This is a genomic window from Luteibacter aegosomaticola (genome assembly GCF_023078475.1).
Taxonomy (GTDB): Bacteria; Pseudomonadota; Gammaproteobacteria; order Xanthomonadales; family Rhodanobacteraceae; genus Luteibacter; species Luteibacter aegosomaticola.
This window is the reverse complement of record NZ_CP095741.1, coordinates 2,959,219-2,984,937: the sequence shown is the minus strand read 5'-3', so window position 1 is coordinate 2,984,937 and position 25,719 is coordinate 2,959,219. Positions and strand designations below refer to the sequence as shown.

Sequence of the window (25,719 nt, the reverse complement as noted above, 5' to 3'; positions counted from 1 at the left end):
CCGCACCGCCCATCGCGTGCAAGCACGCTCCTGCAAAAGCTTCTGTAGGAGCGTGCTCGCACGTGATGCGTGCGCAGCACGCTCAAGCCTGCCAATACCCCGTGGCCTTGACCCAGTCCTTATCGATCCCGCGTGTCTCGACCAATAGCGAACGCAACTCGCGCGCACGCTTCGACTCGGTCGCCACCCACCAGAACGTATCGCCCGGCGGAATTGCCAGCGCCGCCAACGCGTAATCCAGCGACGGCGATTCGCCGCGGATGAACCACCGCGCCTCACGTGCCAGAGCCTGTTTCTCTTTCACTGACGCAATCTCCGCCAGCACGGTCACCTTCGTGTGTTTCGGCATCTCTTCGAGCCACCGACCGATGGCCGGCAGCGCGGTTTCATCACCGACGAGCACGTAATGGTCGTAGTCGGACGGCACGATCATCGAGCCACGTGGGCCGCCGACGCCGAGCTTGTCGCCGACCTTCGCGGATTCCGCCCAGGTGGAAGCGGGGCCATCGCCGTGGATAACGAAATCCAGATCCAGCTCGAGCGCATCCGCACGGAAGGCGCGTGGCGTGTAGTCACGCGCGGGTGAGGGCGGCTTGCCTTCGGGATACACCGGGCCGTCCGGCGTCATCTGCGGCAGGTTGAATCCACCATCGGTCGCGGGGAGGAACACCTTCACGTGGTCGTCGGGCGAGGCGGAGGGGAAGCCGGCCAGCTCGGGCCCGTGCACGGTGATGCGCACCATGTGCGGGGTGAGCTGCTGCACGCGGGTGACAGTGAGGATGCGCATGCGCACGTCATGGCGCACGCGTTGGATCGCGTGTTTTTCACTCATCCCTGACGCTCCGCGATCTGGCGTGCGGCGGCTTCCACGATGGCGGCGACGCGCTTGGTCTCAGCCTCGTCCCAGCTCTTGTGGTGGTTCATGAGCTGGTGCTTGAGCACGTGCATGGCGTCACGCACGCCGCCCGGGACGGTCATGCGGCGCATGTGGCGTGACATGACCTGCAGGCGCTCGGTCAGCGCGTCGAGGGTGTCGCGGTTTTCGGTGAGGAAGGCTTTGCCTTCGTCGGTGATCGCATAGAGCTTCTTGCCGCCGGTTTCGGCCTCGACCCGGGCGTAGCCAAGCTCTTCGAGCATGGTCAGGGTGGGGTAGATGGCGCCGGGGCTGGGGCTGTACTGGCCATCGAACATCTCTTCGATGGTGCGGATCAGCTCGTAGCCGTGGCGGGGCTGTTCTTCGATGAGCGCCAGGAGCAGGAGGCGCAGGTCGCCGGTGCCGAACATGCGGCCACCGCCGCCTCCGAAACGGCCGCCGCGTCCGCCGCGCATGCCGCCGCCATCGCGGTCGTCAAAGCCAAAGGGACCGCCGCCGCCAAAGCGGCCGCCGCGGCCCATGGCGGCGAAGTGGTCGTGGAAGCGCTGGTGCATTTCTTCGCGGAAGTGGCGCTTGGCGTGGTGCCAGAAGTGCATGGGTTTCTCCGATATATCGTACGTAGTGAACGTACGATATATCTTAAGAAACACTCTTTCAAGCCTTCCTGCGATATATCTTTGCAGGCCTTACCCGAAGGTGAAGGTAAAGGCGTGGAAATTGGCCTTGGGGATCTTGATCGTCAGCACGTGATCTTTGTACCCATCACCGTCGAACAGGGTATAGAGCTGCGAGGCCTGGACCGTGACCGGGGCCTGCGGCTTGCCATCCACCGCGATCTCAAGGGTCACCGGATCGTTGGCGCTGGCCACCATGTGCACCTTCTTCGCCTTGAAATGCAGGCGGATCTCACCGTTCGGGGTCACCAGGTTCGCGCTCTGCCGGGCGATCTCCCAGCGGCCCACGAGGGCAAACTGGTTCAGTTCCAGGCGGCTCGGCGCCGTGAAATCACGGGTACCCGTGCGCGCGCCCTCGGGGCTGGCGTTGTTCTGGCTGCGGTCGCTGCCGAAATACATCTCCGGCGAACCCAACTGGGTGAAGTCGGGCGCGTCCTTATCCATTTCGCCCTTGGCATCGGCCAGGCGCGGCAGGCCCAGCAGGGTGCGGATGGCGTTTTCCATCTCCGCGTAATTGCCCTCGCCGAAGTGGTGGGCGATCACGTTGCCGCGCTGGTCCACCAGGTATTCCGCCGGCCAGTACTGGTTATCCCAGGCGTCCCACGTGGCCAGGTCGTTGTCCTGGGCCACCGGGTAATGGATGTTGAACTTCTTGATGGCGTCGCGGACGTTGCCTTCCTGCTTCTCGAACGGGAACTCCGGCGAGTGCACGCCGATCACGACCAGGCCCTTGTCCTTGTACTCGTCGTACCAGCGGGTGACGTGGGGCAGGGTGCGCAGGCAGTTAATGCACGAGTACGCCCAGAAATCGATGAGCACCACCTTGCCGCGCAACTGGCTCATTTTCAGGGGCTTGGAGTTCTGCCAGGCGGCGATGCCCTCGAACTCGGGGGCGGTCTGGGCGGCGGCGGCCGGGCGGGCGAAGCCCACGGCGGCGGCCACGAAGGCCAGGGCGAACAGGGCGGTGCGGAAGCGGAAACGCATGGGAACTCCGTGAGCGGGGTGTACCGATATCTGGACCGGGGAAAGCCCAGCCACCTTACACCCGCCAAGCTGGGGTAAAATTGGTGTTTTGCCAGCCTCACGAGCCAGCGGTAGCACCATGACCTCGATCAAGCAGGACGACCTCATCCAGAGCGTCGCAGACGCCCTCCAGTACATCTCGTACTACCACCCGGTGGACTACATCCGGAACCTCTCGGCCGCCTATGAGCGTGAAGAGAGCCCGGCGGCGAAGGATGCGATCGCCCAGATCCTGATCAACTCGCGCATGTGCGCCGAGGGTCACCGCCCGATCTGCCAGGACACCGGCATCGTCACCGTCTTCCTCAAGGTCGGCATGAATGTCCGTTGGGACGATGCCACCATGAGCGTCGAAGACATGGTGAACGAAGGTGTCCGCCGCGCTTACAACCACCCGGACAACAAGCTGCGCGCTTCGGTGCTGGCCGATCCGGCGGGCAAGCGCATGAACACGCGCGACAACACGCCGGCGGTGATCAATGTCTCGATCGTGCCGGGCGATAAGCTCGACGTGACCGTGGCGGCAAAGGGCGGTGGTTCGGAGGCGAAGTCGAAGTTCGCCATGCTCAACCCGTCCGATTCCATCGTGGATTGGGTGCTGAAGACCGTGCCGACCATGGGCGCGGGCTGGTGCCCGCCGGGCATGCTCGGCATCGGCATTGGTGGTACCGCTGAAAAGGCGATGCTCCTGGCGAAGGAATCGCTGATGGAGCCGATCGACATCACCGAGCTGCAGGCTCGTGGCGCGTCGAACCGTGCCGAAGAGCTGCGCCTGGAGCTGTACGAGAAGGTCAACGCGCTCGGCATCGGTGCGCAGGGTCTCGGTGGCCTCACCACCGTGCTCGACGTGAAGGTCAGCGATTACCCGACCCACGCGGCGAACCTGCCCGTGGCGATCATCCCGAACTGCGCCGCGACGCGTCACGCGCACTTCGTCATGGATGGTTCGGGCCCCGTCATGCTTGAGCCGCCGTCGCTGGAAGACTGGCCGAAGCTCACGTACGACTCGTCGAAGGGTCGCCGCGTGAACCTCGACACGATCACCCGCGAGGAAGTGAACAGCTGGCAGCCGGGTGAGACGATCCTGCTCAACGGCAAGCTGCTTACCGGCCGCGATGCAGCGCACAAGCGCATGATCGATATGCTCAACCGTGGCGAAACGCTGCCGGTCGATTTCACCAATCGGTTTATCTACTACGTGGGTCCGGTGGATCCGGTGCGTGACGAAGTGGTCGGCCCGGCTGGCCCGACCACCGCGACGCGCATGGACAAGTTCACGCGCCAGATGCTCGAAACCACCGGTCTGCTCGGCATGGTGGGTAAGAGCGAGCGTGGCCCCACGGCGATCGACGCGATCCGCGACAACAAGGCCGTGTACCTGATGGCCGTAGGTGGCGCGGCTTACCTGGTGTCGAAGGCGATCAAGGCGTCGCGCGTGCTGGCCTTCGAAGACCTGGGCATGGAAGCGATCTACGAGTTCGAGGTGCAGGACATGCCGGTGACCGTCGCTGTCGACAGCGCGGGTACCTCGGTGCACCAGACCGGCCCGAAGGAATGGCGCTCGAAGATCGGCAAGATCCCGGTCGTCGTCGAGTAATTACTCGTTCCCGGACGGGCTCGCCTTCGGCATCGCTGGGGCGGGCTCGGCCTTCGGCCATCGCGTTGGCGCTCGGCGCCGGACGTCCAGGATATGGGCGGATGGCCCTGCTGTTGTAGGAGCCCACCCTGTGGGCGACGCCTTTCGACTCACCGCCACAGGGCCTGCGGCGCGTTCGCGAAAGATGTCGCCCACAGGGTGGGCTCCTACGAGACAGGTGCGAGCTGCGCGGTGTGTCTCGCGATCTGTGCATCCTCTTCCGTGGGAATAACCCGGCTGTTGAAATCGCCTAGCCACTGCAGGCCGGCGAGGATCGCGTCACGGGTAACGGCATCGTTCTCGCCGATGCCGCCGGTGAAGACCAGCAGGTCGAGCCCGCCCAGCGAAGCCACCATCGCTGCAATGTGTTTGCGTGCCGTGTGGACGAACACATCAAGCGCGAGTCGGGATGCTTCATCGTTCGCCGCGTGCAGCTTGCGCATGTCGCTGGTGCCACCAGACAGCCCCTTCAAGCCTGACTCGCGATCGACGAGCTTCTCCAGCCGCTCGGCGTCGTAGCCCTTCTCACACATCAGGTACAGCAGCACACCGGGATCCAGGTCGCCGGGGCGGGTGCCCATGACGATGCCGCCGGTGGGTGTGAGGCCCATCGTGGTGTCGACCGATTTGCCTTCGCGGACCGCGCACAGACTTGCGCCGTTGCCCAGGTGGGCGATGACGACGCGTGCGGGGATGTCTGCGCCCAGCTGCCGCACGATGGATTCGTACGAGAGGCCGTGGAAGCCGTAGCGTTCGATGCCGCCTGCGCGCAGGTCGGCGGGCAAGGGCAGGGTCTTCGCCACCAGGGGCATCGTCTTGTGGAACGCGGTGTCGAAGCAGGCGACTTGCGGTGCTTTGGGAAAGGCTTCGCGCGCGCGTTTCACCATCTCGACGGCGGCCGGGACGTGGAGCGGTGCGTACGCTTTGGCTTCCTCCAGGTGAGCCATCAGGGCATCGTCGATCAGCGCGTGGTCACGGATGTTCGGGCCGCCATGGACGATGCGGTGGCCGATGGCGTCGGGTTCCGGCAGATGCTTCGCATGTAGTGCGTCGGTAATTGCCTTCACCGGGTCGGCATCGCGCCGAGGTGCATCGGTCTGGTCAGCGTACAGTGCTTCTACCGCATCGCCCTCGACACGATAGAGCCCGTATTTCAGGGAAGATGAGCCTGTATTCAGTGCAAGCACATACATGTCAATTCAAACCTCCTAAAGGAGCGCGCGATCACGTTTTCGGCGAACCGCCACCGATTCGGCTCAACGCTCTTGTAGGAGCGCGCTTGCGCGCGATCGCACGCAAGCGCGCTCCTACATGGCCATCGGCGAATCAGGCACCGATGTCGGTTGCAGAGGCAAGCGATATCACGCGGGCTTCCACTGCCAGTTGCGGACTTCGGGCAGGTCCTGGCCGTGTTCGCTGACGTAGAGCTTGTGGCGCTGGATGTCGGCCCAGTAGCGCTGCTCGGCCTTCTCTCGTTCACCGGCGAAGCGTGGGACGCGGTTGATGACGTCGAGGGCCAGTTGGAAGCGGTCCATGTTGTTCAGCACCATCATGTCCAGCGCCGTCGTCGTGGTGCCTTCTTCCTTGTAGCCGCGTACGTGGAAGTTATCGTGGTTGTGCCGGCGGTAGGTCAGCTTGTGCACGATGCCGGGGTAGCCGTGGAAGGCAAAGACCACCGGGCGATCCTTGGTGAACAGGTCATCGAAGCGGTCGTCGTCCATGCCGTGTGGGTGTTCATCGGGCGTCTCGAGTGACATCAGGTCCACCACGTTGACCACGCGGATGCGGATATCGGGCACGTATTCGCGCAGCAGCATCACCGCGGCGAGCACTTCGACCGTCGGTGCATCGCCGGCGCAGGCCATCACCACATCCGGATCGTCGCCGCCGCGGCCAGCCCATTCCCAGATGCCGGCGCCCGCGGTGCAGTGGCGCACGGCGGTTTCCATGTCGAGCCACTGCCAGTCGGGCTGCTTGCCGGCGATGATCACGTTGACGTAATGGCGGCTGCGCAGGCAGTGGTCTGCCACGGAGAGCAGGCAGTTGGCATCGGGTGGCAGGTAGATCCGTACGATCTCGGATTTCTTGTTCGCGACGTGGTCGATGAAGCCCGGATCCTGGTGCGAGAAGCCGTTATGGTCCTGGTGCCACACGTGTGAGCTCAGCAGGTAGTTCAGTGAGGCGATCGGCGGCCGCCATTCCATCTTGCGCGTGGTCTTCAACCACTTCGCATGCTGGTTGAACATGGAGTCGATGATGTGGATGAAGGCTTCGTAACACGAGAAGAAACCGTGGCGGCCGGTGAGCAGGTAGCCTTCGAGCCAGCCCTGGCATTGGTGTTCGCTCAGCACTTCCATCACGCGTCCGTCGGGCGCGAGGTCGATATCCACGCCTTCATACTCGGCGAGCCAGGTCTTCGGGCTTGCTTCGTAGATGGCTTCCAGTCGGTTCGACGCGGTTTCGTCAGGGCCGAACACGCGGAAGGTGTGCATGTTCTGGCGCATGACGTCGCGCAGGAAGCGGCCGAGCACGCGCGTGGCTTCGGCCTTGTGGTCGCCCGGCGTTTTCACGTCCTCGGCGAACGGTGCGAAGTGGGGCATGTGCAGCGGTTTCAGGAGCAGACCGCCGTTGGCGTGGGGGTTCATGCCCATGCGCCGCTGGCCCTTCGGCGCGAGCGAGGCGAATTCCTCGCGGAAACGGCCTTCCTCGTCGAAGAGTTCGTGGGCGTCGTAGCTCTTCATCCAGTCTTCGAGCTGCCTGACGTGCTCATCCTTGTCGAAGTTCGACAGGGGCACCTGGTGGGCGCGCCACGTGCCTTCGACAGGCTTGCCGTCCACTTCCTTCGGCCCGGTCCAACCCTTGGGGCTGCGCAGGACGATCATCGGCCAGCGCGGGCGGCGGGCGTTGTCGGCGCTTTCTTCGCGCGCTTCCTTCTGGATGCGGCGGATAGCGTCCAGGCAGGTATCCAGTGCGGCGGCGAAGGCCTGGTGCATTTTCTCCGGTTCGTGGCCCTCGACGAAGTGCGGCTCATAGCCGTAGCCGCGCATCAGGTCGCGCAGTTCATCGGGCTCGATGCGTGCGAGCACCGTCGGGTTGGCGATCTTGAAGCCGTTGAGGTGCAGGATGGGCAGCACGGCGCCATCACGCACCGGGTTGAGGAATTTGTTCGAGTGCCAGCTGGTGGCGAGCGCGCCGGTCTCGGCTTCGCCATCGCCGACCACGCACGCGACGATCAGCTCGGGGTTGTCGTAGGCCGCGCCGAAGGCGTGCGAGAGCGAGTAGCCGAGTTCGCCGCCTTCGTGGATGGATCCCGGTGTCTCCGGTGCCACGTGGCTGGGGATGCCATACGGCCACGAGAACTGGCGGAACAACTCACGCATGCCGGCCTTGCTGCGGTCGATGCGCGGATAGATTTCGGTGTACGAGCCTTCGAGGTACGTGTGGGCAACAGGCCCCGGGCCGCCGTGGCCGGGGCCCATCACGTAAATCATGTTGAGGTCGCGCTCGACGATCGCGCGATTCAGGTGGGTGTAGATGAAGTTGAGGCCGGTGGTCGTGCCCCAGTGGCCGAGCAGGCGGTGCTTGATGTGCTCGCGTTTCAGCGGCTCGTCGAGCATGGGGTTGTCGCGCAGGTAGATCTGGCCGACGGTGAGGTAGTTCGCGGCGCGCCAGTACGCATGCATACGGCGAAGCTGATCGGGATCAAGCGGCGTATCGGTCATGGGCAGGTCCAGGGAGCGGCAGGATTCGCTGCCCAGCCTAGGCCCGGGGTAATGGCAAACGCGTGAAAAAAAGCGCGTTATTGGTACGAACCCACCTCGCGGGTATTGCGTTCCATCACTTTCATGGCGTCTTCTGATTTCTTGCGGTTCGCGGCCGCTTCTTCTTCGCGGCGTGCACGTTCGCGTTCGGCCATTTCGTGCGCGAGGCCATCGTTCGCATCGGGCGCATTTGCCGGCGGCGGAAGCGTGGCGATCGGCGTGGTTGCGGGCGGTGTGGCAACGGTGGGCGGCGCCGCGGGAACGCGCGCAGGTTCTGCCGAGGCGGCCGCGATGGGTGAGGCGCCGGCCGAGCTCGCGGGGGCGTTGTCGTGGGTGCTCATCGCCCGCCATGCGAAGACGCCGAGCAAGCCGACCACCACCACGCCGATGAGGGCGGGCATCACTAGCGAGCGCGAGTTACTGGAACTGGAGCGGCGACGGGCGGCGGTGGCCGTTCGTGCCACTTTTTCCGAAGGGCGGGTGCCGGGCGGGGCGGTATCCAGGTGTTCGGGCAGTTTCAGCATGGCCCGCAGCACGGCGCCATCGACCAGGTGCACGCGGGGCTGGCGCAGCACGGCGTTGCGCGCAGGGGTGGTGAATGCGCCCCGGGTGACGAGCACGCCACGGGCGGCCGCCTCGTTGAGCATGGTGCTCATGAGGTGCTGCACCTCGGGCAGATCCACGAAGATCGCATCCCAGTGTCCGCACTGGACGATGGTGGTTTCGCTGCCCCGGAACAGGCGCATGTCCAGGCCGGACTGGCCGAGCGCCTTCAGGTCGTGCGCCGTGACCAGTTCCACGCGGTAGCCCTGCGCGCGGTAGTGCTCCGCGAGCAGGTGCTCAAAATCCTGCCAGCTCAGCCGGGCAAGGGCGTCGCCGGGTTCAGGGGCGCGTGCGGAAAAGGCCAAGCGGGATCTCTGCCGAAGGAATGGACGTCACATCATACACTTATAAACTATTTGCCGGAAATCACCTCGCCTTCAGCCGCCGCCACCATGGCGTCGATGGCGTGCTCGATCTGCTCGTCACGGGCGTCCGGGTGGACCACGACGCACAGCGCCGTCTGGCGCATCGCACGCACGGCGACGGGGCAGCACACCTTGCCGTCACTGGCCCGCATGGCGGGCGGGGTGGCGTGCGACGTGTAGAACTCGCGCGTGAAGCGCTCGCCATCCTGGGGCCCGCCGGCCATCAAAGAGATCCATGTATGCATCTCAGGACTATCGGCGCCGTTCGGCGGGGGCGTAGAGGCAATTTCGGCACATCACAATGTGATGTGGCGCATTGCCGGCCAGGCACCCCAGCGGTTACAGTCCCCGGCTTGTGTCCGGGGGAAAACCAGGGGTTTGGAAGTGATGAAGTGCTTGTCGGTCGCCGCCGCGACCCTGTTGTTGTCCGCCTGTGGCGGCAAGTCGATGATCGAAGCCGATGCCAGCCGCATGGTGGCCGCCAGCCCCGATTCGCCGTGGCTGACCGTCGAGAACAAGAAAGACACCGTGATCGTCGTGAAGGGCCTCGAGGCCAAGGCGCTCGTGGAAGTGACGCCGGACGTGGCGTCGTTGATCCAGGCCCAGCTGCGCACCTCGCTGCAGCCGAAGTATTTCACCGACCTGATCATTGGCTGCCGCAATGTGGCCTGGACGATCGCGGCCAACCCGCAGGCTGATACGCCGGTGACCTCGATCAACCTCCAGGCCGATTGCCGCATCGTGGCGCGCGGCAAGGTGGTGGCGAAGGAGTACCGCGAGACGGAGTCCGTGCCGTTGAACGCCGCCGAGCCGAACCTGGGTAAGCAGGTACCCGCGCTGCTGCAGGCCGCTTCGCGTGACCTCGCCGACCAGCTCTGGGCCGACGTCGTCGCCACGGGTGTGCAGCGCTAAACCTGCCTCAGGCCTCGGCGGCTGCCGGGGCTCTCAGGTCGTCGCGTGCAGCCAGGAGACGCTCCTGGCTGAAGCCTTGCGAGGGCGTGGCTAGCAGCACGCTCTCGGGTTCGGCCAGCCCTTGCTCGATCAGCACATCCAGCATCGCCACCCGGCTCGACGCTAGCAACGCGCGGCCGAGGGGTGTGCGTGCGCCCGCGTCGGCGGGATCGGCGCGTTCGGCCAGGGCCTGCACCACCCGCGACGGGAAGTGCCAGTGGCGGGCGGCGTGCAAGGACAGCCTTTCGATCTGTTGGCCGATGGCGGCAATGAATGGCCGGCTCAGGCTTTCCTGCGCCAGGCCCGCGGCATCGAGTTCCATCAGGATCGTCTGCGCGCCGGTCTGGCTGACGAGGCCTGCCAGGAACGCTTCAAACGGATCGGCTGCCGGGCGGCTGAGGAATACGCAGGTACGGGCGCAACGGTCAGCGTGCTCCCACAGGCGGTCGCCGGCGGCACGGCTCGTCGGGTCGCTGTCGGTGCGCAGGATCGGCCGCATGACCAGCTGCATCACGACACGGCGCAGGCCGTTCTGGCCCAGCAGGGTGATGGCCTGGGGCAGGCCGGTCACCGGGCGGGTCGTGCGGAAGTAGGCGCTGTTGGCGACGCGGATGATTTCGCCGACCAGGACGGTATCGCGGCTGATCTGCTCGGCGAGCGAACGGCTGCTGCTGTCGTCGCTGCGCAGCGAGCGCATCAGTTGCGGTACCACGGAGGGCAGGCGGGGCAGGGTGCTCACGTCAAAGCGTTCGGCACCGAACGCGTCGCGCACCCGGCGCGCGGCCACCTGTTCCGTCGCGGTCATCGCCGGCTCGGCCGAAGGGGCCACGCCGAGCAGCAGGCGATAGAAGCGGTCTTCGACATCCTCCGCCGCGATGGCATGGGCCGGGCGGCTCGACTCCTCGACCGCGACCGCCACGAACGCGTGCTCCGCCTTCGCCTTCGGCGCCGGCGTGCCACCACCAAAAAGCTTCCTGAAGAACCGGCCGATCACGGGCGCAACGACCTCGCCAAACCTGGGGTGGAATAAGTGTTTGCAGTATATGCGCACACCGGGCTTTCCGCCGTCTTGCGCGCACGTGCCCGCCCGCCGCGCCAAGGGAACCGCACCGGGCCACGGAAGCCGCGCCGGTCCACGGAAACCGCGCTGGGCCACGTGAACCGCGCCGCTGTAGGAGCCCACCCTGTGGGCGACGCCGTTCGCGACAACGCCGCACGCCCTGTGGCGTTGTCGCGAAAAGATGTCGCCCACAGGGTGGGCTCCTACAACGGTTGTGCTCCACAATGCCGCTATGTCCCTTGCCCCGAAAAGCCGCGTCACGCTTCCACCTGGCCATGGGAGTACCGTGCTGGCGTTCCTGATCGAACGCTTTCCGGCGATCCCTGCGACGGAGTGGGCCGGCCGTATGGCACGGGGCCTCGTCGATGATGGCGATACCCCGCTCGACCCAGGCTCGCCTTACCAGGCGGGCCTTACCGTGTACTACCGCCGCGAGGTGCCGGTCGAACCACGCGTGCCCTTCGAGGAGACCATCGTCCACATCGACGATGACCTCGTCGTGGCCGACAAGCCCCACTTCCTGCCCGTGATGCCCGCCGGGGCCTACGTGGAGGAAACCCTCTCGGTGCGCCTGGCGCGCCGCCTGGGCAACCCGGAGCTTGTCGCCTTGCACCGGCTCGATCGCGCGACGGCCGGACTGGTGGTGTTCTCCGCGCGTCCCGCCAGCCGCGACGCCTACACGCGGCTCTTCCGCGAGCGCCTGATCGAGAAGACCTATGAGGCGCTGGCGCCGCCCCTACCATCGCTGGCCTTCCCGTATGTCCACGAAAGCCATCTGGCGAAGGGCGAGCCGTTCTTCCGCATGCAGGAAGTCCCCGGGGCCAGGGCGAACGCGCGCACCGAGATCGATGTGCTCGAGCGGGGCGATGCGCTGTGGCGTTACCAGTTGAAGCCGGTGACGGGCCGCAAGCACCAGCTGCGCGTGCACATGGCGGCGCTTGGCGCGCCGATCGCAGGCGATGTGTTCTATCCCGAGTTACGCGACGAGGCGCCGGGCTTCACGGAGCCGATGTGCCTGCTGGCGCGTGAATTATTCTTTATAGACCCGTTTTCCGGGCTCGAAAGGCGGTTCCGCAGCCAACGCGAGTGGGGCGGCTCTGCTAAAATGGCGCTTCCTCCTCCGCCTTCCCCCGGATGACCACCGCCCCTGGCTTTCGCACCGTTGCCCTGATCATCGCGAGCGCGATGTTCATGGAGCAGTTGGATGGCACGATCCTGGCCACCGCGCTGCCGGCCATGGCTACTTCATTCGATGTGTCGCCGCTGCACATGAGCGTGGCGCTTACCTCGTACATGCTCAGCCTCGCGGTGTTCATTCCCGCCAGCGGCGCCATCGCCGATCGCTACGGCTCGCGCAATGTGTTCCGCGCGGCCATCGCGCTGTTCACGGTGGGCTCCATCCTTTGCGGTATCGCCTCGAACCTGCCGCTGCTGGTGCTTTCGCGCCTGCTGCAGGGCATTGGCGGCGCGATGATGGTGCCGGTGGGGCGCCTGGTGCTGTTGCGGTCGGTACCGAAATCCGAACTCGTCAGCGCCATGTCGTGGCTGCTGGTGCCCGCGCTGATCGGCCCGGTCGTGGGGCCGCCCTTGGGTGGCTTCATCGTCACCTGGGTGTCGTGGCGCTGGATCTTCTACATCAACGTGCCCATCGGCGTGATCGGCATCTGGCTGGCCACGAAGTACATCCCCGATGTGCGGCTGACGGAGCGCGTGCCCTTCGACCGGATCGGCTTCGTGCTTTCAGGCGTGTCGCTGTCGTGCCTGGTGTTCGGGTTGGAACTCGCCAGCCGCGGCTCCTCGTCGCTGCTCGGTTCGACGGGGCTGATCGTCGGCGGCATGCTCGCTGGTGTGGGCTATCTGCTGTACTCGCGACGTATTTCGAATCCCATCCTCGACATGACGCTGATGCGTTTCACGACGTTCCGCCTGTCGGTGATCGCGGGGTCGCTGACGCGCATCACGGCGGGCGCGGTGCCGTTCCTGTTGCCGTTGATGATGCAGCTGGGCTTTGGCCTTTCGGCGGCGCATAGCGGCGTGATCACCTTCGTGTCGGCGCTGGGCGCGATGCTCATGAAGGCGACCGCAGCGCCGGTGCTACGGCGCTGGGGTTTCCGCGCGACGCTGGTGTGGAATGGCGTGTTCTCGATGCTGTGCATCGCGTTGTGCGCGGCATTCCGGCCGGACTGGCCGTTGTGGATTATCTACGCGGTGCTGCTGTTCTCCGGGTTCTTCCAGTCGCTGCAGTTCAGCGCATACAACACGGTGGCGTACGCCGATGTGCCGAGTGAGCGTTTCTCCAGTGCCACGAGCTTCTATACGACGTTCCAGCAGCTGATGCTGTCGCTGGGTATTTGCGTGGCGGCCGCGGCGTTGCATGTGAGCGTGGTATGGGGCGGCCGCGAGCATGCGGCGCTGCCTGATTTCAGCGTGGCGTTCCTGGTGGTGACGTTCATCTCGCTTCTCGCCGCACCCGTCAGCGCACTGCTGCCGAAGAATGCTGGCGCGGAGATGAGCGGGCATCGCTCCAGGTAGGATTCCGGCTGCCGGTTCGGAACGGCTCGCCTTTGGCTTCGCGCCGTTGAAGCGGTTCATTCGCTGGCGCGAATGCATGTTTTTAGCGGCTGACGCCGCCTCGCGCTGGCCAACCGGTACGTGATGACGACCGGCGCCGTCGTAGGAGCCCACCCTGTGGGCGACATCTTTCGCGTCAACGCTCGAGCTCTGCCACACATCACGACCCATCAAAGGCGAGGTGCCGCAAGATCGGTAGAGTGTCGCGAACGGCGTCGCCCACAGGGTGGGCTCCTACAGGGTTGGGCGCCTGAGCGCGAGGCGGCGTCAGCCGCTGGTCACACGCATTCGCGCCAGCGAATGAACCGCCCAAAAAAAGCTAAACAGGAAGCGGCACCTGCGCCTTGATCCAGCTGCCCGGCATGCCTGGCATGGCCGCCAGTCGGCGCGCCTGGGCGACGAATTGCTTACGGGGGATTTCGATGGCGCCCATGCTCACCAGGTGCGGGTTGGTGACCTGGGCATCGAGCAATGGGAAACCCCAGCCATGCAGCAGTTGCGAAAGCCCGGCCAGTGCCACCTTCGAGCCGCCGGTGCGCGCACTGAACATCGACTCGCCGCAGAACAGCCGGCCGATCGCCACGCCATAGATACCGCCGACCAGTGAGCCACGGTCCCACACCTCCACGCTATGCGCGTGGCCCAACCGGTGCAGCTCCAGGTACGCCGCGATCATCTCCTCGCTGATCCACGTGCCAGGCTGCCCGTTGCGCGGCTCGGCACAGGCCTGCATGACGCGAGCGAACGAGGTATCCGCGGTGAGTCGCCAGTTCGTCTTTGCCAGCTGCTTCTTCAGGCTGCGGCTGATGTGCACGGCGTCGGTGCGGAACACGCAGCGCGGGTCGGGAGACCACCACAGGATGGGCTCGTCCGGGTTGAACCAGGGAAACACGCCCTGCGAATACGCAGCGAGCAGGCGTTCGGCCGAAAGATCGCCGCCCCACGCGAGCAGGCCATTCGGTTCGTCCATGGCCTGTTCCGGATCGGGGAACTGGCTGGGCCGGGCAGGGTGGAGCTGGGGCAGGCGAATCATCGGTCCGCGTACGGCGAATGGGTGAGCAGTTCGGCGCGGTAAGCCTCGCGGTGTTCGGCTTCGTGTTCAAGCGCTTCGGCCACCGCGCGACGGAAACCGTCGTGGGGGATGTAGTGCCGGGAGTGCGTCAGTGTCGGCAGGAAACCGCGGGCGAGTTTGTGCTCGCCCTGGGCGCCGGGTTCGAAGCGCTGCAGGCCTTCGCGGATGGCGTATTCGATGCCGCGGTAGTAGCAGAGTTCGAAATGCAGGCCGGAGACCTCGACGCTGGCGCCCCAGTAACGGCCGTAGAGCGCTTCGCCGCCGCGCAGGAACAGCGCCATGGCGACGATATCGTGCTGGTCGCGGGCCATGGCGACCTGCACGTCGCGGCCGAGCGTGCGGCCCAGGTACTGGAAGAAGCGGGCGGTGAGGGCGGCGTGGTTGCCCTTCATGTCGAAGGTGAGCTCGTACAGCGCGTGGATCTGCCGCCACTCGTTGTCGGAAAGCTCGTCGCCGCCGCGCATCTCGAGGGTGAGGCCGGCCCCGTGGGCGTAGCCGCGTTCCTGGCGGATGTTCTTCCGCTTCTTGGCGGTCAGTGCGCCGAGGAAGTCGTCGAACGAGCCGTACCCGCGGTTGTGCCAGTGGAACTGGTAATCCGACCGTGCGAGCCACTGGTCGTCGAACGCGTGCAGGTCGGCATCGGCGAGGAAGTTGGCGTGGATCGAGGACAGGCCCAGCCGGTCGGCTTCATCCACCAGTGCGGCGGTGAGCTGGTTGCGGTAGATGTCGGCCAGCGGCCCTTCGCGCACCAACAGGCGCGGCCCGGGCACGGGCGAGTAGGGCGAGGCGACGAGTAGCTTGGGGTAGTACTGGCCCCCGGCGCGTTCCCAGGCGGCAGCCCAGCTCCAGTCGAAGACGAACTCGCCGTGCGAGTTGCCCTTCAGGTAGGTGGGAGCAGCGGCCACGATCCGGCCTTCGTCGAAAATGGCCAGGTGGTAGGGCGCCCAGCCGTAGTCCTCGCGCAGGCAGCCCTTCGACTCCATGCCGTACAGGAAGGCATGGGAGACGAAAGGGTTGCCGTCGGGAATGAGCGCGTCCCAGTCAGCGGCGGGGACATCGCGCAGGCCCTGCAGGAAACGGACGTCGTTCATGAAGGAGGGCCCCGCCTGCCACCAGCAGTGCGGGGCCCGGGCTCCATCAGTCGAGCTTGTGGTTCGCGTCGAGCCAGCGCTCGGCGTCCAGCGCGGCCATGCAGCCGAAGCCGGCCGAGGTGATCGCCTGGCGGTAGACGTGGTCGGCCACGTCGCCAGCGGCGAACACGCCCGGGACCGAGGTCGCGGTGGCCATGCCGGCCAGGCCGGACTGGATCTGGATGTAGCCATCCTTCATGTCGAGCTGGCCGTCGAAGATGCCGGTGTTCGGGGTGTGGCCGATGGCCACGAAGAAGCCCTGCACCTCGAGGTCGCGCTTGGCGCCGGTGTTGATGTCCTTGACGCGGACGCCGGTCACGCCGGAGTCGTCGCCCAGCACTTCATCGACCTGGCTGTTCCAGATCAGCTCGATCTTGCCGGCCGCGGCCTTCTCGAACACCTTGTCCTGCTGGATCTTCTCGGCGCGCAGCTTGTCGCGGCGGTGCACCAGGTAGACCTTGCGGGCGATGTTGGAGAGGTAGAGGGCCTCTTCCACGGCGGTGTTGCCGCCGCCGACCACGACCACGTCCTGCTCGCGGAAGAAGAAGCCATCGCAGGTGGCGCAGGCGGAGACGCCGCGGCCCTTGAACTTTTCTTCCGAGGCGATGCCCAGGTACTTGGCGGTGGCGCCGGTGGTCACGATCAGTGCGTCACAGGTGTACTCGCCGCCGTCACCCTTCAGGCGGAACGGGCGGTTGTTCAGGTCCACGCTGTGGATGTGGTCGAAGACCATCTCGGTCTCGAAGCGCTCGGCGTGCTCGGCCATGCGGCGCATGAGCTCCGGACCCTGCACGCCCTTTTCGTCGCCCGGCCAGTTGTCCACCTCGGTGGTGGTCATCAGCTGGCCGCCCTGCTGCAGGCCCGTGACCATCATCGGCTTCAGGTTGGCGCGCGCCGCGTAGACGGCGGCCGTGTAGCCGGCGGGACCGGAGCCGAGGATAAGCAGTCGGCTGTGCTTGGGGGTGCTCATGTATAATCCTTCAGGTTTGCTGCGGCTGTTTCATTCGTACCGCTCGCCTCTTGCGGCAGGAAGCTGAAGCCGTGTCGAGGTTCCGCGAGATTGCGTCGACCCGGAAGAATGGGGAAGACGGGGGTGCGATTCAAGACATTCGCTACATGCCGGTGGCTGCCCATGTCCCCACATGGGGGCTTATTTCTGTACTTTCAGGATCTTCCCTAAGATGCGCATTGGTATCCCCTCCGAAACCAAGACCCTTGAAGGCCGCGTGGCCCTCATCCCGGCCGCCGCCGCCGACCTGGTCCGCCGCGGCCACGAGGTCTTCATCCAGTCCGGTGCCGGCACCAAGTCCGGTTACGCCGATGCCGATTATTCGGCACTGGGCGTCACCGTGGTGCCCGACGCCGCCGCCGTTTATGAAAAGGGCGAGCTGATCGTCAAGGTCAAGGAACCGATCGAGGGCGATCTCAAGCTCCTTAAGAAGCACCACCTGCTGTTCTGCTACCTGCACCTGGCGGCCGAGCCGGCGCTCACCAAGAGCCTGCTGGACATCGGCCTGACCGGCGTCGCCTTTGAATCGGTGGACGAGAACGGCGCGCTGCCGCTCCTGCTGCCCATGTCGGTCATCGCCGGCCGCATCGCCACCCAGATCGGCACCACGCTCCTGCACCAGCCGAACGGCGGCAAGGGCAAGCTGCTCGGCGGCATGGCCTCCACCCCGCGTGGCAAGGTCGTCGTCCTCGGCGCCGGCGCGGCCGGTGGCAACGCCGCCGCCCTGGCTGCCCAGGCTGGCGCCAACGTGGTCGTGTTCGACAAGCGTCCGGACCGCATGGCCGAAATGATGGCCCTGGGCCCCAACGTCACCGCCCTGTACGCCTACGAGTCGTCGGTGGCTGAAGAAGTGCGCAACGCCGACATCGTCGTCGGTGCCGTGCTCATCCCCAGCGCCAAGGCCCCGCGCGTCGTCACCGAAGACATGGTCAAGACCATGGAGAAGGGCTCGGTCCTCGTCGACATTTCGATCGACCAGGGCGGCTGCTTCGAGACCTCGCGCCCGACCACCTGGAAGGAGCCGACCTACACCGTGCACGGCGTGACGCACTTCTGTGTCACCAACATGCCGGGCGCTGTGCCGCAGACCTCGTCGACCGCCATCTCGGCTGCCATCCTGCCGTACGTGCAGCGCCTGGCTGCCGGCAAGGAATGGCGCGACTACGCCCCGCTGGCCGCCGGTATCAACGTGGAAGGCGGCAAGCTGGTGCACCCGGCGCTTCAGGGCATGGCATGATGCCCCGCACCGAAGCCGGAGTAGTTCGCTAAGTGGCGCGCAGCGCGAAAGTGGTTAAGAAACAGGCCCGGGCCCAGCCCAAGGCCGAAAAGCCGGGCTTGAGCGATGAGCTCAAGCGCCGGCTCCGTGAAGCGGGGGCACTGCTGTTGCTCCCGCTCGCCCTGTACCTGCTGGTTTGCCTGCTCAGCTACAACGATCAGGATCCCAGCTGGGGTCACATGGGCGTGGCCGAGCACGCCACCAACTTTGGTGGTGCGGTGGGCGCGAATATCGCCAACCTGCTCCGGTACATCTTCGGACTCGTTTCCTACTTCTTCCCGCTGCTCCTGCTGGCCCTGGGTATCCAGGTCATCCGCCATCGTGGCGAGCGCAACGTCCAGCCGTGGGAACCCTCCCTGCGGCTGATCGGCTTCGTGTTTTTCTTTATCACCGCGCCGGCCCTGATCTACCTGAATGTCACCGAGACCCCCGTATTGCCGGAAGGCCCGGGCGGCATCGTCGGCAAGTGGGTAGGCCATGGCCTGCACAATGCGTTTGGCGACAAGGGCGCACCGCTGCTCCTGCTGGCGGTGTGCCTTATCGCGATCACGCTGGCCACCGGCCTGTCGTGGTTCAAGCTGATGGATGCCACCGGCGAGCTCGTCATGAAGATGGGCGGCTGGTTTGGTGGCAAGGTCCGCCAGGCCCCCGAGGTCATGGCCGCCCGTTCCGCCCGCGCCGAGCGCGAGGTGGTGAAAAAGGCCGAGGCCGTGAAGCAGGCCAAGCGCGAGCCGGTCCGCATCGAGACGCCCACCCCCATGGTGGTGAAGAGCGACCGCGCCGTCCGCGAAAACCAGATTCCGCTCTTCACCGGCGCCTCGATGGAAGGCGAAGTGCCGCCGTTGTCGCTGCTGGATGAAGCCCCGCCGCAGGGCCCGGGCTATTCCGAAGAAACGCTCGAGGTGCTGTCGCGCCAGGTGGAGCTGAAGCTGCGCGATTTCCGCGTCGAAGCCCGCGTGGCCGGCGTGTACCCGGGCCCGGTCATCACCCGTTTCGAACTGGAGCCTGCCGCCGGCGTGCGTGGCAGCCAGGTGTCCAGCCTCGACAAGGACATCGCCCGCGGCCTGTCCGTGGTGAGCGTGCGTGTCGTGGACGTCATTCCAGGCAAGAACGTCATCGGCCTGGAAATCCCGAATACCAAGAAGCAGATCGTCTACCTCTCGGAGATCCTCAAGTCCGAGCGCTTTGACCAGGTGAAGTCGCCGCTGGCGCTGGCCCTGGGCAAGGACATCGGCGGCAAGGCCGTGGTGGCCGATCTGGCGAAGATGCCCCACCTGCTCGTGGCCGGTACCACCGGTTCGGGTAAATCGGTGGCGGTGAATGCGATGGTCCTGAGCCTGCTCTACAAGAGCAGCGCGAAGGACGTGCGCATGATCATGATCGACCCGAAGATGCTGGAGCTTTCGGTTTACGAAGGCATCCCGCACCTGCTGGCGCCCGTGGTCACCGACATGAAGGAAGCCGCCAACGCGCTGCGCTGGTGCGTGGCCGAGATGGAGCGCCGCTACAAGCTCATGGCCGCGGTAGGCGTGCGTAACCTGGGTGGCTTCAACAAGAAGGTGAAAGACGCCGAGAACAGCGGCCAGCCGCTGCTCGATCCGCTGTTCCGCGCCAACCCCGATATGCCGGGCATGGTGGCCGAGCCGCTCGAGACGCTGCCGCACATCGTCATCATCATCGACGAATTCGCCGACATGATGATGATCGTCGGCAAGAAGGTCGAAGAGCTCATCGCCCGTCTGGCGCAGAAGGCGCGCGCCGCTGGCGTGCACCTGATTCTCGCAACGCAGCGCCCGTCGGTGGACGTCATCACCGGTCTGATCAAGGCGAACATCCCGACGCGTATCGCGTTCCAGGTGTCGTCGAAGATCGACTCGCGCACCATCCTTGACCAGAGCGGCGCGGAAGCGTTGCTCGGCCACGGCGATATGCTTTACCTGCCGCCGGGCACGGCGCAGCCGGAACGCGTGCACGGCGCCTTCGTGGATGACCACGAGGTGCATAACGTCGTCGAGTGGCTGCGCGCGCAGGGTTCACCCAATTACATCGAAGGCGTGCTCGAGGAAGTGCAGAGCACGGCCGACGGCAAGATCATCAACGATGCGGGCCTCCCGCAAGAAGCCGACGGCGATGGCGATAGCGACAACGCGCTGTACGACCGTGCCGTTCGCGTGGTGACGGAGACGCGCCGCGCCTCCATCTCCGGCGTGCAGCGTCACCTGCGCATTGGCTATAACCGTGCCGCCCGCCTCGTCGAACAGATGGAGCAGGACGGCATCGTCAGCGCGCCCCAGCACAACGGCAACCGCGAAGTCCTGGCCCCGCCGCCCCCGAAGGATTAACCCCCATGAACGCCATTAAGCCGGGTGCGCTACGCCAGCGCCCCTGGAGCCTGCTCGTCACCGGCGATCTCACGCCCACCCGCGAGGTGCTCGACGAGGTCGCGGTGGTCTTCGAGCTGAACCCGTCGATCCCGGGGCTGGAGCTTCGCGCGGACGATGGCCGCACGTGCACGATCGTGCGCGACTACCCGGCTGGCCACACCGCCGAGGTGGACGACGCGCTGGAAGTGATTTTCGCGGAGCAAGGCGAGCTGGCCGAGATCGTGGTCCTGGGCCAGGAAGCCCGCCCGGCCCATACCGCCACCCGCGCGGCGCCGTACTGGCACCGCGACGGCAAGGCCATCGCCGATATCAGCGAGAAGATGGAGGCGGGCGAGATCTCGCCCGCCGAAGCCATCGATATGCTTAAGTCGCTGTTCGAAACCGATCGCTGACAATCGGCCCGCATCCCACGGAATCCATGCCCATGAAACGCTTCCTGCTTGCCGCCTCGCTGTCGCTGCTCAGCCTGCCTGCCTTCGCCGCCACGGCGGCCGGTCCCGCGCGCGAGCGCCTGGATGCCTTCGCCAAGGGTCTGCACTCGTTGACGGGCCGTTTCAGCCAGACCCTGTTCGATGTGAACGGTGGTCCGGGCAAGACGACCACCGGCGTGGTCTCCCTGGAGGCGCCGCGGCAGTTCCGTTGGGAAGTGCTGGCGCCGTCGAAGCAGACGATCGTGGCCGATGGCAGCCGCGTGTGGCTGTACGACCCGGACCTTGAGCAGGTTACCGTGCGCAAGCAGAGCAGCGAAGAAGCGCAGAGCCCGCTCACCGTGCTGACCGACCTGTCGCAGCTCGACAAGGGCTTCTTCAAGGTCGCCGAGCGGGGCGAGCACGATGGCATGCAGTGGCTGCGCCTGTCGTCCACGGCGAAGGATCCGGCGTTCGATTACGCCGATCTCGGCTTTGATGCCAGCGGCCTGGCCCGCATGGAGTTCAAGGATCAGCTCGGCAACACCACCAAGATCCAGTTCGCCGGCTGGCAGAAAAACACCGCGTTGCCGGATGGCACCTTCACCTTCGTCCCCCCGCAGGGCACCGACGTGATCGGTGATGCCCCGGTCATCCAGACCCAGGGCGTGCACTAACTCAACCGCTTTCGTGCAAAACTTCGCCCTAGACATGGGATGTGTTGGGGGTAGGCAAGGGCATGTATGTGGTTTGGGCAATCGTGGGCGCCATCATTGGCGGGGTGGTCGGGGAGGGGATTCCTGGCGCCGTCGCCGGTTTTGCCATCGGCCTGCTTTGGGCGCGGCTTTCGCAGACGCGCCGTGAACTGGATGAACTGCGTACCCAGCTGAGCGCGACGCGCGTTACGGCGGCCAGTGCTTCGGCGCGCGCCGGTCAGTCGAGCCAGGTGCCGCCGGCCAGTCAGGATGCCTATACCGCGCCCGACGACCTCTGGGCGGCTGCGGACGCCAGCCCACCCTCTGCCGACACGCGTGCGCCTGCTGCCGGTACGCGAACCCCGTCCGCGACATCGGCGCCTGCCATGCCGCCACCGATGCCCGCCACCGTGGCCGCGCGCGCGGCGGAAGCGGCAGCGACAACCGCACGCACCACGCCGCCGCCCGCACCTGTATCCGGCTGGACGGCTGACGCTGCCGAGCCTGCCGGCCCCTCCGCGATCGATCGTGCCATCGAGACCGCCAAGCGCTGGTTTACCGAGGGCAACGTGCCGGTGAAGGTCGGCATGCTGGTGTTGTTCGCCGGTATCGCCGCCTTCCTCAAGTACGCCGCCGATCAGGGCCTGTTCCACGTGCCGGTGTCGGTGCGGCTCAGCCTTGTGGCGCTGGCTGCGATCGCGGGTGCCGCCTTCGGCTGGCTGCAGCGCGATAAGCGCCGCTCGTTCGCTCTCTCGTTGCAGGGTGGTGCGCTGGGCGTGCTGGTCATGACGGTGTTTGCGGCCTACCGGCTCTATCACCTGATCGATCCGCTGCCGGCGTTTGTGTTGCTGGTCGTGTTCGTCGGCTGCCTCGGCATCCTGGCGGTGTTGCAGGATTCGCTGGCGCTCGCGGTGCTTGGCCTCATTGCGGGTTTCGCGGCGCCGATCATCGCGTCGAGCGGGCAGGGCAACCATGTTGCGCTGTTCTCGTACTACGCCGTGCTGAACCTCGGCATCCTGGGTATCGCGTGGAAGAAGGCCTGGCGCATCCTCAACGTGCTGGGCTTCGTCGCGACCTTTGGTATCGGTACGGCGTGGGGCGTGCTTTCGTACCGTCCCGAGCTATTCAACAGCACCGAGCCGTTCCTCATCCTTTTCTTCCTCCTCTACGTGGCGGTGCCGTGGTTGCATGTGCTGCGCGCGCCGCGCGCGGATCGCGCCATCCTGGACGGCAGCCTGATGTTCGGTACGCCGATCGTCTGCCTGCTGGCGCAGGGTGCCTTGCTCGACTGGCAGCCCATGCCGCTGGCGTTCTCCGCACTCGCGGCCGCCGTGCTGTACGTGGCTATCGCGTTCGTCGTGCGTAAGCGCGACGACATGCATCTGCTGCGTGAGACCTGGGCCGTGCTGGCGGTGGCGTTCGCGACCATCGCCGTGCCGCTGGCGCTGAGTGCCAGCACCACCGCGTGTGTGTTCGCCCTGGAAGGCGCAGGCCTCGTCTGGCTGGGCTTCCGTCAGCAGCGCCATCTGCCGCGCTGGTCGGGCATGTTCCTGCAGCTTGCTTCGGGCGTGGCGTGGGCGCTGGCGGATTTCCCGCACGGTAGCGTGCGCGCCATGGCGTTCCTCAATCCGTATTTCATCGGCACCGTGCTGATCACGATCGCCGGTATCGCCTGCCTGGTGCAGTACGACCGGCATAGCGCGTCGAAGGGCATGGGCAGTCTGGCGCGCGCTGGTTTGCTGGTGTGGAGCGTCGCCTGGTGGTTGCTGGGCTTTGGCGCCGAGATCGACACCTTCGTGGGTGGAGGCGCGAATGGCTGGGCCGCGTGGATGGTGCTGCTCAGTGTCAGTGGCTGGCTGCTGGCCGAAGGCAATCGCCACGTACGCAAACTCGATCTTGGCCTGATGCTGGCGTGGTCCGCGCCGCTGGCCCTGGCGATCACCGCGGCATCGTCGTTAGTTGCGGACGCGGCACTCTTCCAGATCTTCGTGGGCTGGCCGCTTGCGGCCATCCTGGTGGCGGCGGTGGCGGGCTGGTTCTCGCTGCGCGCGGTCGCGGCACACGCCGGGGCGGCCGTCGTCGCGCAGGTGCTCTGGTGGGTGCGCTGGCTGGTGCTCGCCTACGTGGGCACGCACGTCGCTTTCCGCTTCGCGCCCTGGGTCGCGGATGGCTGGGTGTTCCTCGCGATGGCGGCGCCCACGCTGCTCCTCACCAAGCTGGCCTGGTGGTGGCCGCGGGTGATCACGCCGCCCCTCTCGATGCATGCCGCCGAGATCCGCCGCATCGTCGCCTGGGGTGGCCTCGGCATGAGCCTGCTGATCGGGGTGTTCGCGCTCGGTGCCGACGGCAGCCCGGACCCGTTGCCGTTCATTCCGGTGTTGAACCCCGTCGAGCTCGTGCTCGTGACGGTAGCGGGCCTGCTGGCCCGCGCGCTATGGGATGAAAGCGCGCCGGCCGAGTTGCGCCGCGTGCGTCCGGCGGTGCTTGCTGTCGCGGGTTTCGCCATCGCCACCAGCATGACCCTGCGCGCCGTGCATCATCTGGGCGGCGTGCCCTGGGATAACCACATGCTCGCCTCAAGCCTGGCCGAATTGTCCCTTACCGTCGTGTGGAGTGTGATCGGCGTGGTGGCATGGGTGCTGGGGTCGAGGCGGGGGCAGCGGCTGTTGTGGATGGCCGGCGCAGCATGCATGGCTATCGTTCTCGCCAAGCTCCTCCTGGTCGATCGCGGCCATCTCGGCAATCTCTTCGGCATCGCTTCATTTATCGCCTATGGCCTGCTTTGCACGGTCATCGGCTACCTCGCACCCGCACCGCCAAGGCAGGCAACCCCGAATGCCCAGGAATCCCATGATGCGCCGTGATGGACGCATCGGTTTGTTCGTGTTGTACGCCGCAGCGTTCAGTGCGGCCTTTGCACCGGCCCGCGCGGGCGATGATCCCCTGTACGCCTATGGCTGGCCGATCCAGGTCGCTTCGCACGCCGAGGCGTATGTCGTAGCGTTGCCGCAGGAGGCCTATGCGTGGGCTGCGCCGGATGCCGGCCTGGGTGATGTCGTCATCGTGGACGCCAAGGGGCGCGAGGTCGCGACGGGTCCGTATGAGGCTGCTGCGCCCACTTCGCATCCGGTGACTCTGGACGCGCCGCTGCTCCCGGTGCCGAACGGCAGCGATGGCGTGGCGGGGCCCAGCATTCGCCGCACCACGGCCGGCGATATCGTGATCGAGCCGGGCGCAGCCGCCAGCACGGGGCGTGTGCACGAATGGCTATTCGATGCGCGTACCGCCATTTCGGCGGAGCGGCTCGAATTCCCGCCGACACAGGGCGATGTGAAGCTGAGTGTCGATATCGACGCCAGCACCAACCTGCAGGATTGGCAGCCGCGCGCTACGGGTAGCTCCATCGTGAGCCTTGGCCACGGCGACGGCGCCGTCGATGCGCGGGTCGTGAAGCTCGATGGCCCGGCAGCCCGTTACTACCGTGTGCGCACCAGTAGTGATGACGCGCCGTGGGCTGAGGGCGCGAAGGTCACGCTCTCGGGCAGTGTGGTCGATGCCGCGGCGCTCGACGAGGCCGCGCGGCAGTGGCTGGATGTCGCCAATACCGCCTCGGCAGTGAGCGGCGGCGGCATGGACTACGACTACAAGCTGCCGGCGGCGCTCCCGCTCAGCGCGCTGCGTGTCACCCTGGGTGAAGGCGATAGCGTGGCCAGGCTCGGGGTGATTTCCGTTACTGGTACGGTAAGTGGCGAGAGCCTCGGCACGATCGTGGTCACGCCGGGGCAGGACGATAAGCGCCCGCTGGGCGTGCCGCCGCAGCGCCGCGACCTGATCCGCCTGCATTCGGCGACCTCGCTGCGCAGCGCGCCTAAGCTCAGCGTGGGCTGGCGCCCCGATCGTTTCGTGTTTCTCCCGGAAGGCACCCCGCCGTACCGCTTGCAGGTAGGCAGTGCGACCTCGCGCCGCGCCGCGTGGCCGGTCGATGATGCCGTGGCGGCATTGCGCACCCGCAACGGCGCCGCGTGGCGCCCCGAGCCGGTCACGCTGGGCGCTGGCCAGTCCATGGCCGGCAAGCGGGCCCTGGCGGGCGACGAGCATGTCGATTGGACCCGCCCGTTGCTCTGGATCGTGCTGCTCCTGGGCGCCGCCCTTGTCGCAGGCATGGCCGCCACCTTGCTCCGCAAGCCCCCAAAAACCTAAGGGTGAACGGCCTCGGGCGAATCGCGCG

At 66.2% G+C, this 25,719-nt stretch carries 21 protein-coding genes; 10 read left to right on the top strand and 11 right to left on the bottom strand.

Annotated features, from left to right (window positions below; all coding sequences use genetic code 11):
* Nucleotides 1–82 precede the first annotated feature (82 nt).
* From L2Y96_RS13210 to L2Y96_RS13200, 3 genes are all read right to left on the bottom strand, one after another.
* Nucleotides 83–832, bottom strand: coding sequence for a siderophore-interacting protein (locus L2Y96_RS13210; RefSeq protein ID WP_247326578.1), 750 nt, complete (start codon nucleotides 830–832; stop codon nucleotides 83–85).
* On the bottom strand, nucleotides 829–1,470 hold the full coding sequence (locus L2Y96_RS13205; RefSeq protein WP_247326576.1) for a PadR family transcriptional regulator: 642 nt from the start codon (nucleotides 1,468–1,470) through the stop codon (nucleotides 829–831). The genes L2Y96_RS13210 and L2Y96_RS13205 overlap by 4 nt, the downstream gene beginning before the upstream one ends.
* Nucleotides 1,471–1,560: 90 nt before the next feature.
* Nucleotides 1,561–2,532: a thioredoxin family protein gene (locus L2Y96_RS13200; RefSeq protein WP_247326575.1), complete on the bottom strand. Its 972-nt coding sequence runs from the start codon at nucleotides 2,530–2,532 to the stop codon at nucleotides 1,561–1,563.
* A 118-nt stretch (nucleotides 2,533–2,650) separates the two neighbouring features.
* On the opposite strand from L2Y96_RS13200, the gene L2Y96_RS13195 reads away from it, so the two are divergent.
* On the top strand, nucleotides 2,651–4,168 hold the full coding sequence (locus L2Y96_RS13195) for a fumarate hydratase (protein ID WP_247326572.1): 1,518 nt from the start codon (nucleotides 2,651–2,653) through the stop codon (nucleotides 4,166–4,168).
* Between the two features lie 206 nt (nucleotides 4,169–4,374).
* Here the strand turns inward: L2Y96_RS13195 and L2Y96_RS13190 are convergent, their stop codons facing one another.
* From L2Y96_RS13190 to L2Y96_RS13175, 4 genes are all read right to left on the bottom strand, one after another.
* Nucleotides 4,375–5,400: an acetate/propionate family kinase gene (locus tag L2Y96_RS13190; RefSeq protein WP_247326570.1), complete on the bottom strand. Its 1,026-nt coding sequence runs from the start codon at nucleotides 5,398–5,400 to the stop codon at nucleotides 4,375–4,377.
* Nucleotides 5,401–5,568: 168 nt separating this feature from the next.
* Complete coding sequence (locus tag L2Y96_RS13185) at nucleotides 5,569–7,929, bottom strand: phosphoketolase family protein (protein ID WP_247326567.1); 2,361 nt, start codon at nucleotides 7,927–7,929, stop codon at nucleotides 5,569–5,571.
* 77 nt (nucleotides 7,930–8,006) lie between these two features.
* Nucleotides 8,007–8,876 carry a restriction endonuclease gene (locus L2Y96_RS13180; protein WP_247326565.1) on the bottom strand — a complete coding sequence of 290 codons (870 nt, stop codon included), beginning with the start codon at nucleotides 8,874–8,876 and terminating at the stop codon, nucleotides 8,007–8,009.
* 47 nt (nucleotides 8,877–8,923) lie between these two features.
* Nucleotides 8,924–9,160 (bottom strand): hypothetical protein, encoded by a 237-nt coding sequence (locus L2Y96_RS13175; protein ID WP_247326555.1) that lies wholly within the window; start codon nucleotides 9,158–9,160, stop codon nucleotides 8,924–8,926.
* Between the two features lie 163 nt (nucleotides 9,161–9,323).
* On the opposite strand from L2Y96_RS13175, the gene L2Y96_RS13170 reads away from it, so the two are divergent.
* A complete protein-coding gene (locus tag L2Y96_RS13170; RefSeq protein WP_247326553.1) occupies nucleotides 9,324–9,848 on the top strand; it encodes a hypothetical protein in 525 nt (174 codons plus the stop codon).
* 7 nt (nucleotides 9,849–9,855) lie between these two features.
* On the opposite strand, the gene L2Y96_RS13165 is transcribed toward L2Y96_RS13170, so the two are convergent.
* Nucleotides 9,856–10,881 (bottom strand): HDOD domain-containing protein, encoded by a 1,026-nt coding sequence (locus L2Y96_RS13165; protein ID WP_247326550.1) that lies wholly within the window; start codon nucleotides 10,879–10,881, stop codon nucleotides 9,856–9,858.
* Between the two features lie 298 nt (nucleotides 10,882–11,179).
* Between L2Y96_RS13165 and L2Y96_RS13160 the strand changes: the two genes are divergently transcribed.
* Both L2Y96_RS13160 and L2Y96_RS13155 read left to right on the top strand, forming a co-directional pair.
* Nucleotides 11,180–12,085 carry a pseudouridine synthase gene (locus tag L2Y96_RS13160; RefSeq protein WP_247326541.1) on the top strand — a complete coding sequence of 302 codons (906 nt, stop codon included), beginning with the start codon at nucleotides 11,180–11,182 and terminating at the stop codon, nucleotides 12,083–12,085.
* Complete coding sequence (locus tag L2Y96_RS13155) at nucleotides 12,082–13,479, top strand: MFS transporter (RefSeq protein WP_247326538.1); 1,398 nt, start codon at nucleotides 12,082–12,084, stop codon at nucleotides 13,477–13,479. The genes L2Y96_RS13160 and L2Y96_RS13155 overlap by 4 nt, the downstream gene beginning before the upstream one ends.
* Nucleotides 13,480–13,837: 358 nt before the next feature.
* Here L2Y96_RS13155 and aat read toward each other — a convergent pair whose 3' ends face one another.
* From aat to trxB, 3 genes are read right to left on the bottom strand one after another with little or no spacing between them, the layout of a single operon-like run.
* On the bottom strand, nucleotides 13,838–14,551 hold the full coding sequence (gene aat, locus L2Y96_RS13150; RefSeq protein WP_247326535.1) for a leucyl/phenylalanyl-tRNA--protein transferase: 714 nt from the start codon (nucleotides 14,549–14,551) through the stop codon (nucleotides 13,838–13,840).
* Nucleotides 14,548–15,681 (bottom strand): GNAT family N-acetyltransferase, encoded by a 1,134-nt coding sequence (locus L2Y96_RS13145; protein ID WP_247326533.1) that lies wholly within the window; start codon nucleotides 15,679–15,681, stop codon nucleotides 14,548–14,550. Before L2Y96_RS13145 ends, aat begins: the two co-directional genes overlap by 4 nt.
* Before the next feature lie 46 nt (nucleotides 15,682–15,727).
* Nucleotides 15,728–16,690, bottom strand: coding sequence for a thioredoxin-disulfide reductase (gene trxB, locus L2Y96_RS13140; protein ID WP_247326531.1), 963 nt, complete (start codon nucleotides 16,688–16,690; stop codon nucleotides 15,728–15,730).
* A 211-nt stretch (nucleotides 16,691–16,901) separates the two neighbouring features.
* Here trxB and L2Y96_RS13135 point away from each other — a divergent pair, with 211 nt between their 5' ends.
* From L2Y96_RS13135 to L2Y96_RS13110, 6 genes are all read left to right on the top strand, one after another.
* The gene (locus tag L2Y96_RS13135; protein WP_247326529.1) at nucleotides 16,902–17,966 is read left to right on the top strand and encodes an alanine dehydrogenase; all 1,065 of its coding nucleotides are present in this window, start codon (nucleotides 16,902–16,904) and stop codon (nucleotides 17,964–17,966) included.
* A gap of 32 nt (nucleotides 17,967–17,998) precedes the next feature.
* Entirely contained in the window at nucleotides 17,999–20,347 is a 2,349-nt protein-coding gene (locus L2Y96_RS13130) for a DNA translocase FtsK (RefSeq protein WP_425492423.1), read from the top strand.
* A gap of 5 nt (nucleotides 20,348–20,352) precedes the next feature.
* On the top strand, nucleotides 20,353–20,781 hold the full coding sequence (locus L2Y96_RS13125) for a hypothetical protein (RefSeq protein ID WP_247326526.1): 429 nt from the start codon (nucleotides 20,353–20,355) through the stop codon (nucleotides 20,779–20,781).
* A 32-nt stretch (nucleotides 20,782–20,813) separates the two neighbouring features.
* Nucleotides 20,814–21,473, top strand: a complete 660-nt coding sequence (gene lolA, locus L2Y96_RS13120) for an outer membrane lipoprotein periplasmic chaperone LolA (RefSeq protein WP_247326524.1) — start codon at nucleotides 20,814–20,816, stop codon at nucleotides 21,471–21,473.
* 62 nt (nucleotides 21,474–21,535) lie between these two features.
* Nucleotides 21,536–24,355 (top strand): DUF2339 domain-containing protein, encoded by a 2,820-nt coding sequence (locus L2Y96_RS13115; protein ID WP_247326500.1) that lies wholly within the window; start codon nucleotides 21,536–21,538, stop codon nucleotides 24,353–24,355.
* Nucleotides 24,342–25,691 carry a DUF3999 family protein gene (locus L2Y96_RS13110; protein WP_247326497.1) on the top strand — a complete coding sequence of 450 codons (1,350 nt, stop codon included), beginning with the start codon at nucleotides 24,342–24,344 and terminating at the stop codon, nucleotides 25,689–25,691. Before L2Y96_RS13115 ends, L2Y96_RS13110 begins: the two co-directional genes overlap by 14 nt.
* The last annotated feature ends 28 nt before the right edge of the window (nucleotides 25,692–25,719 follow it).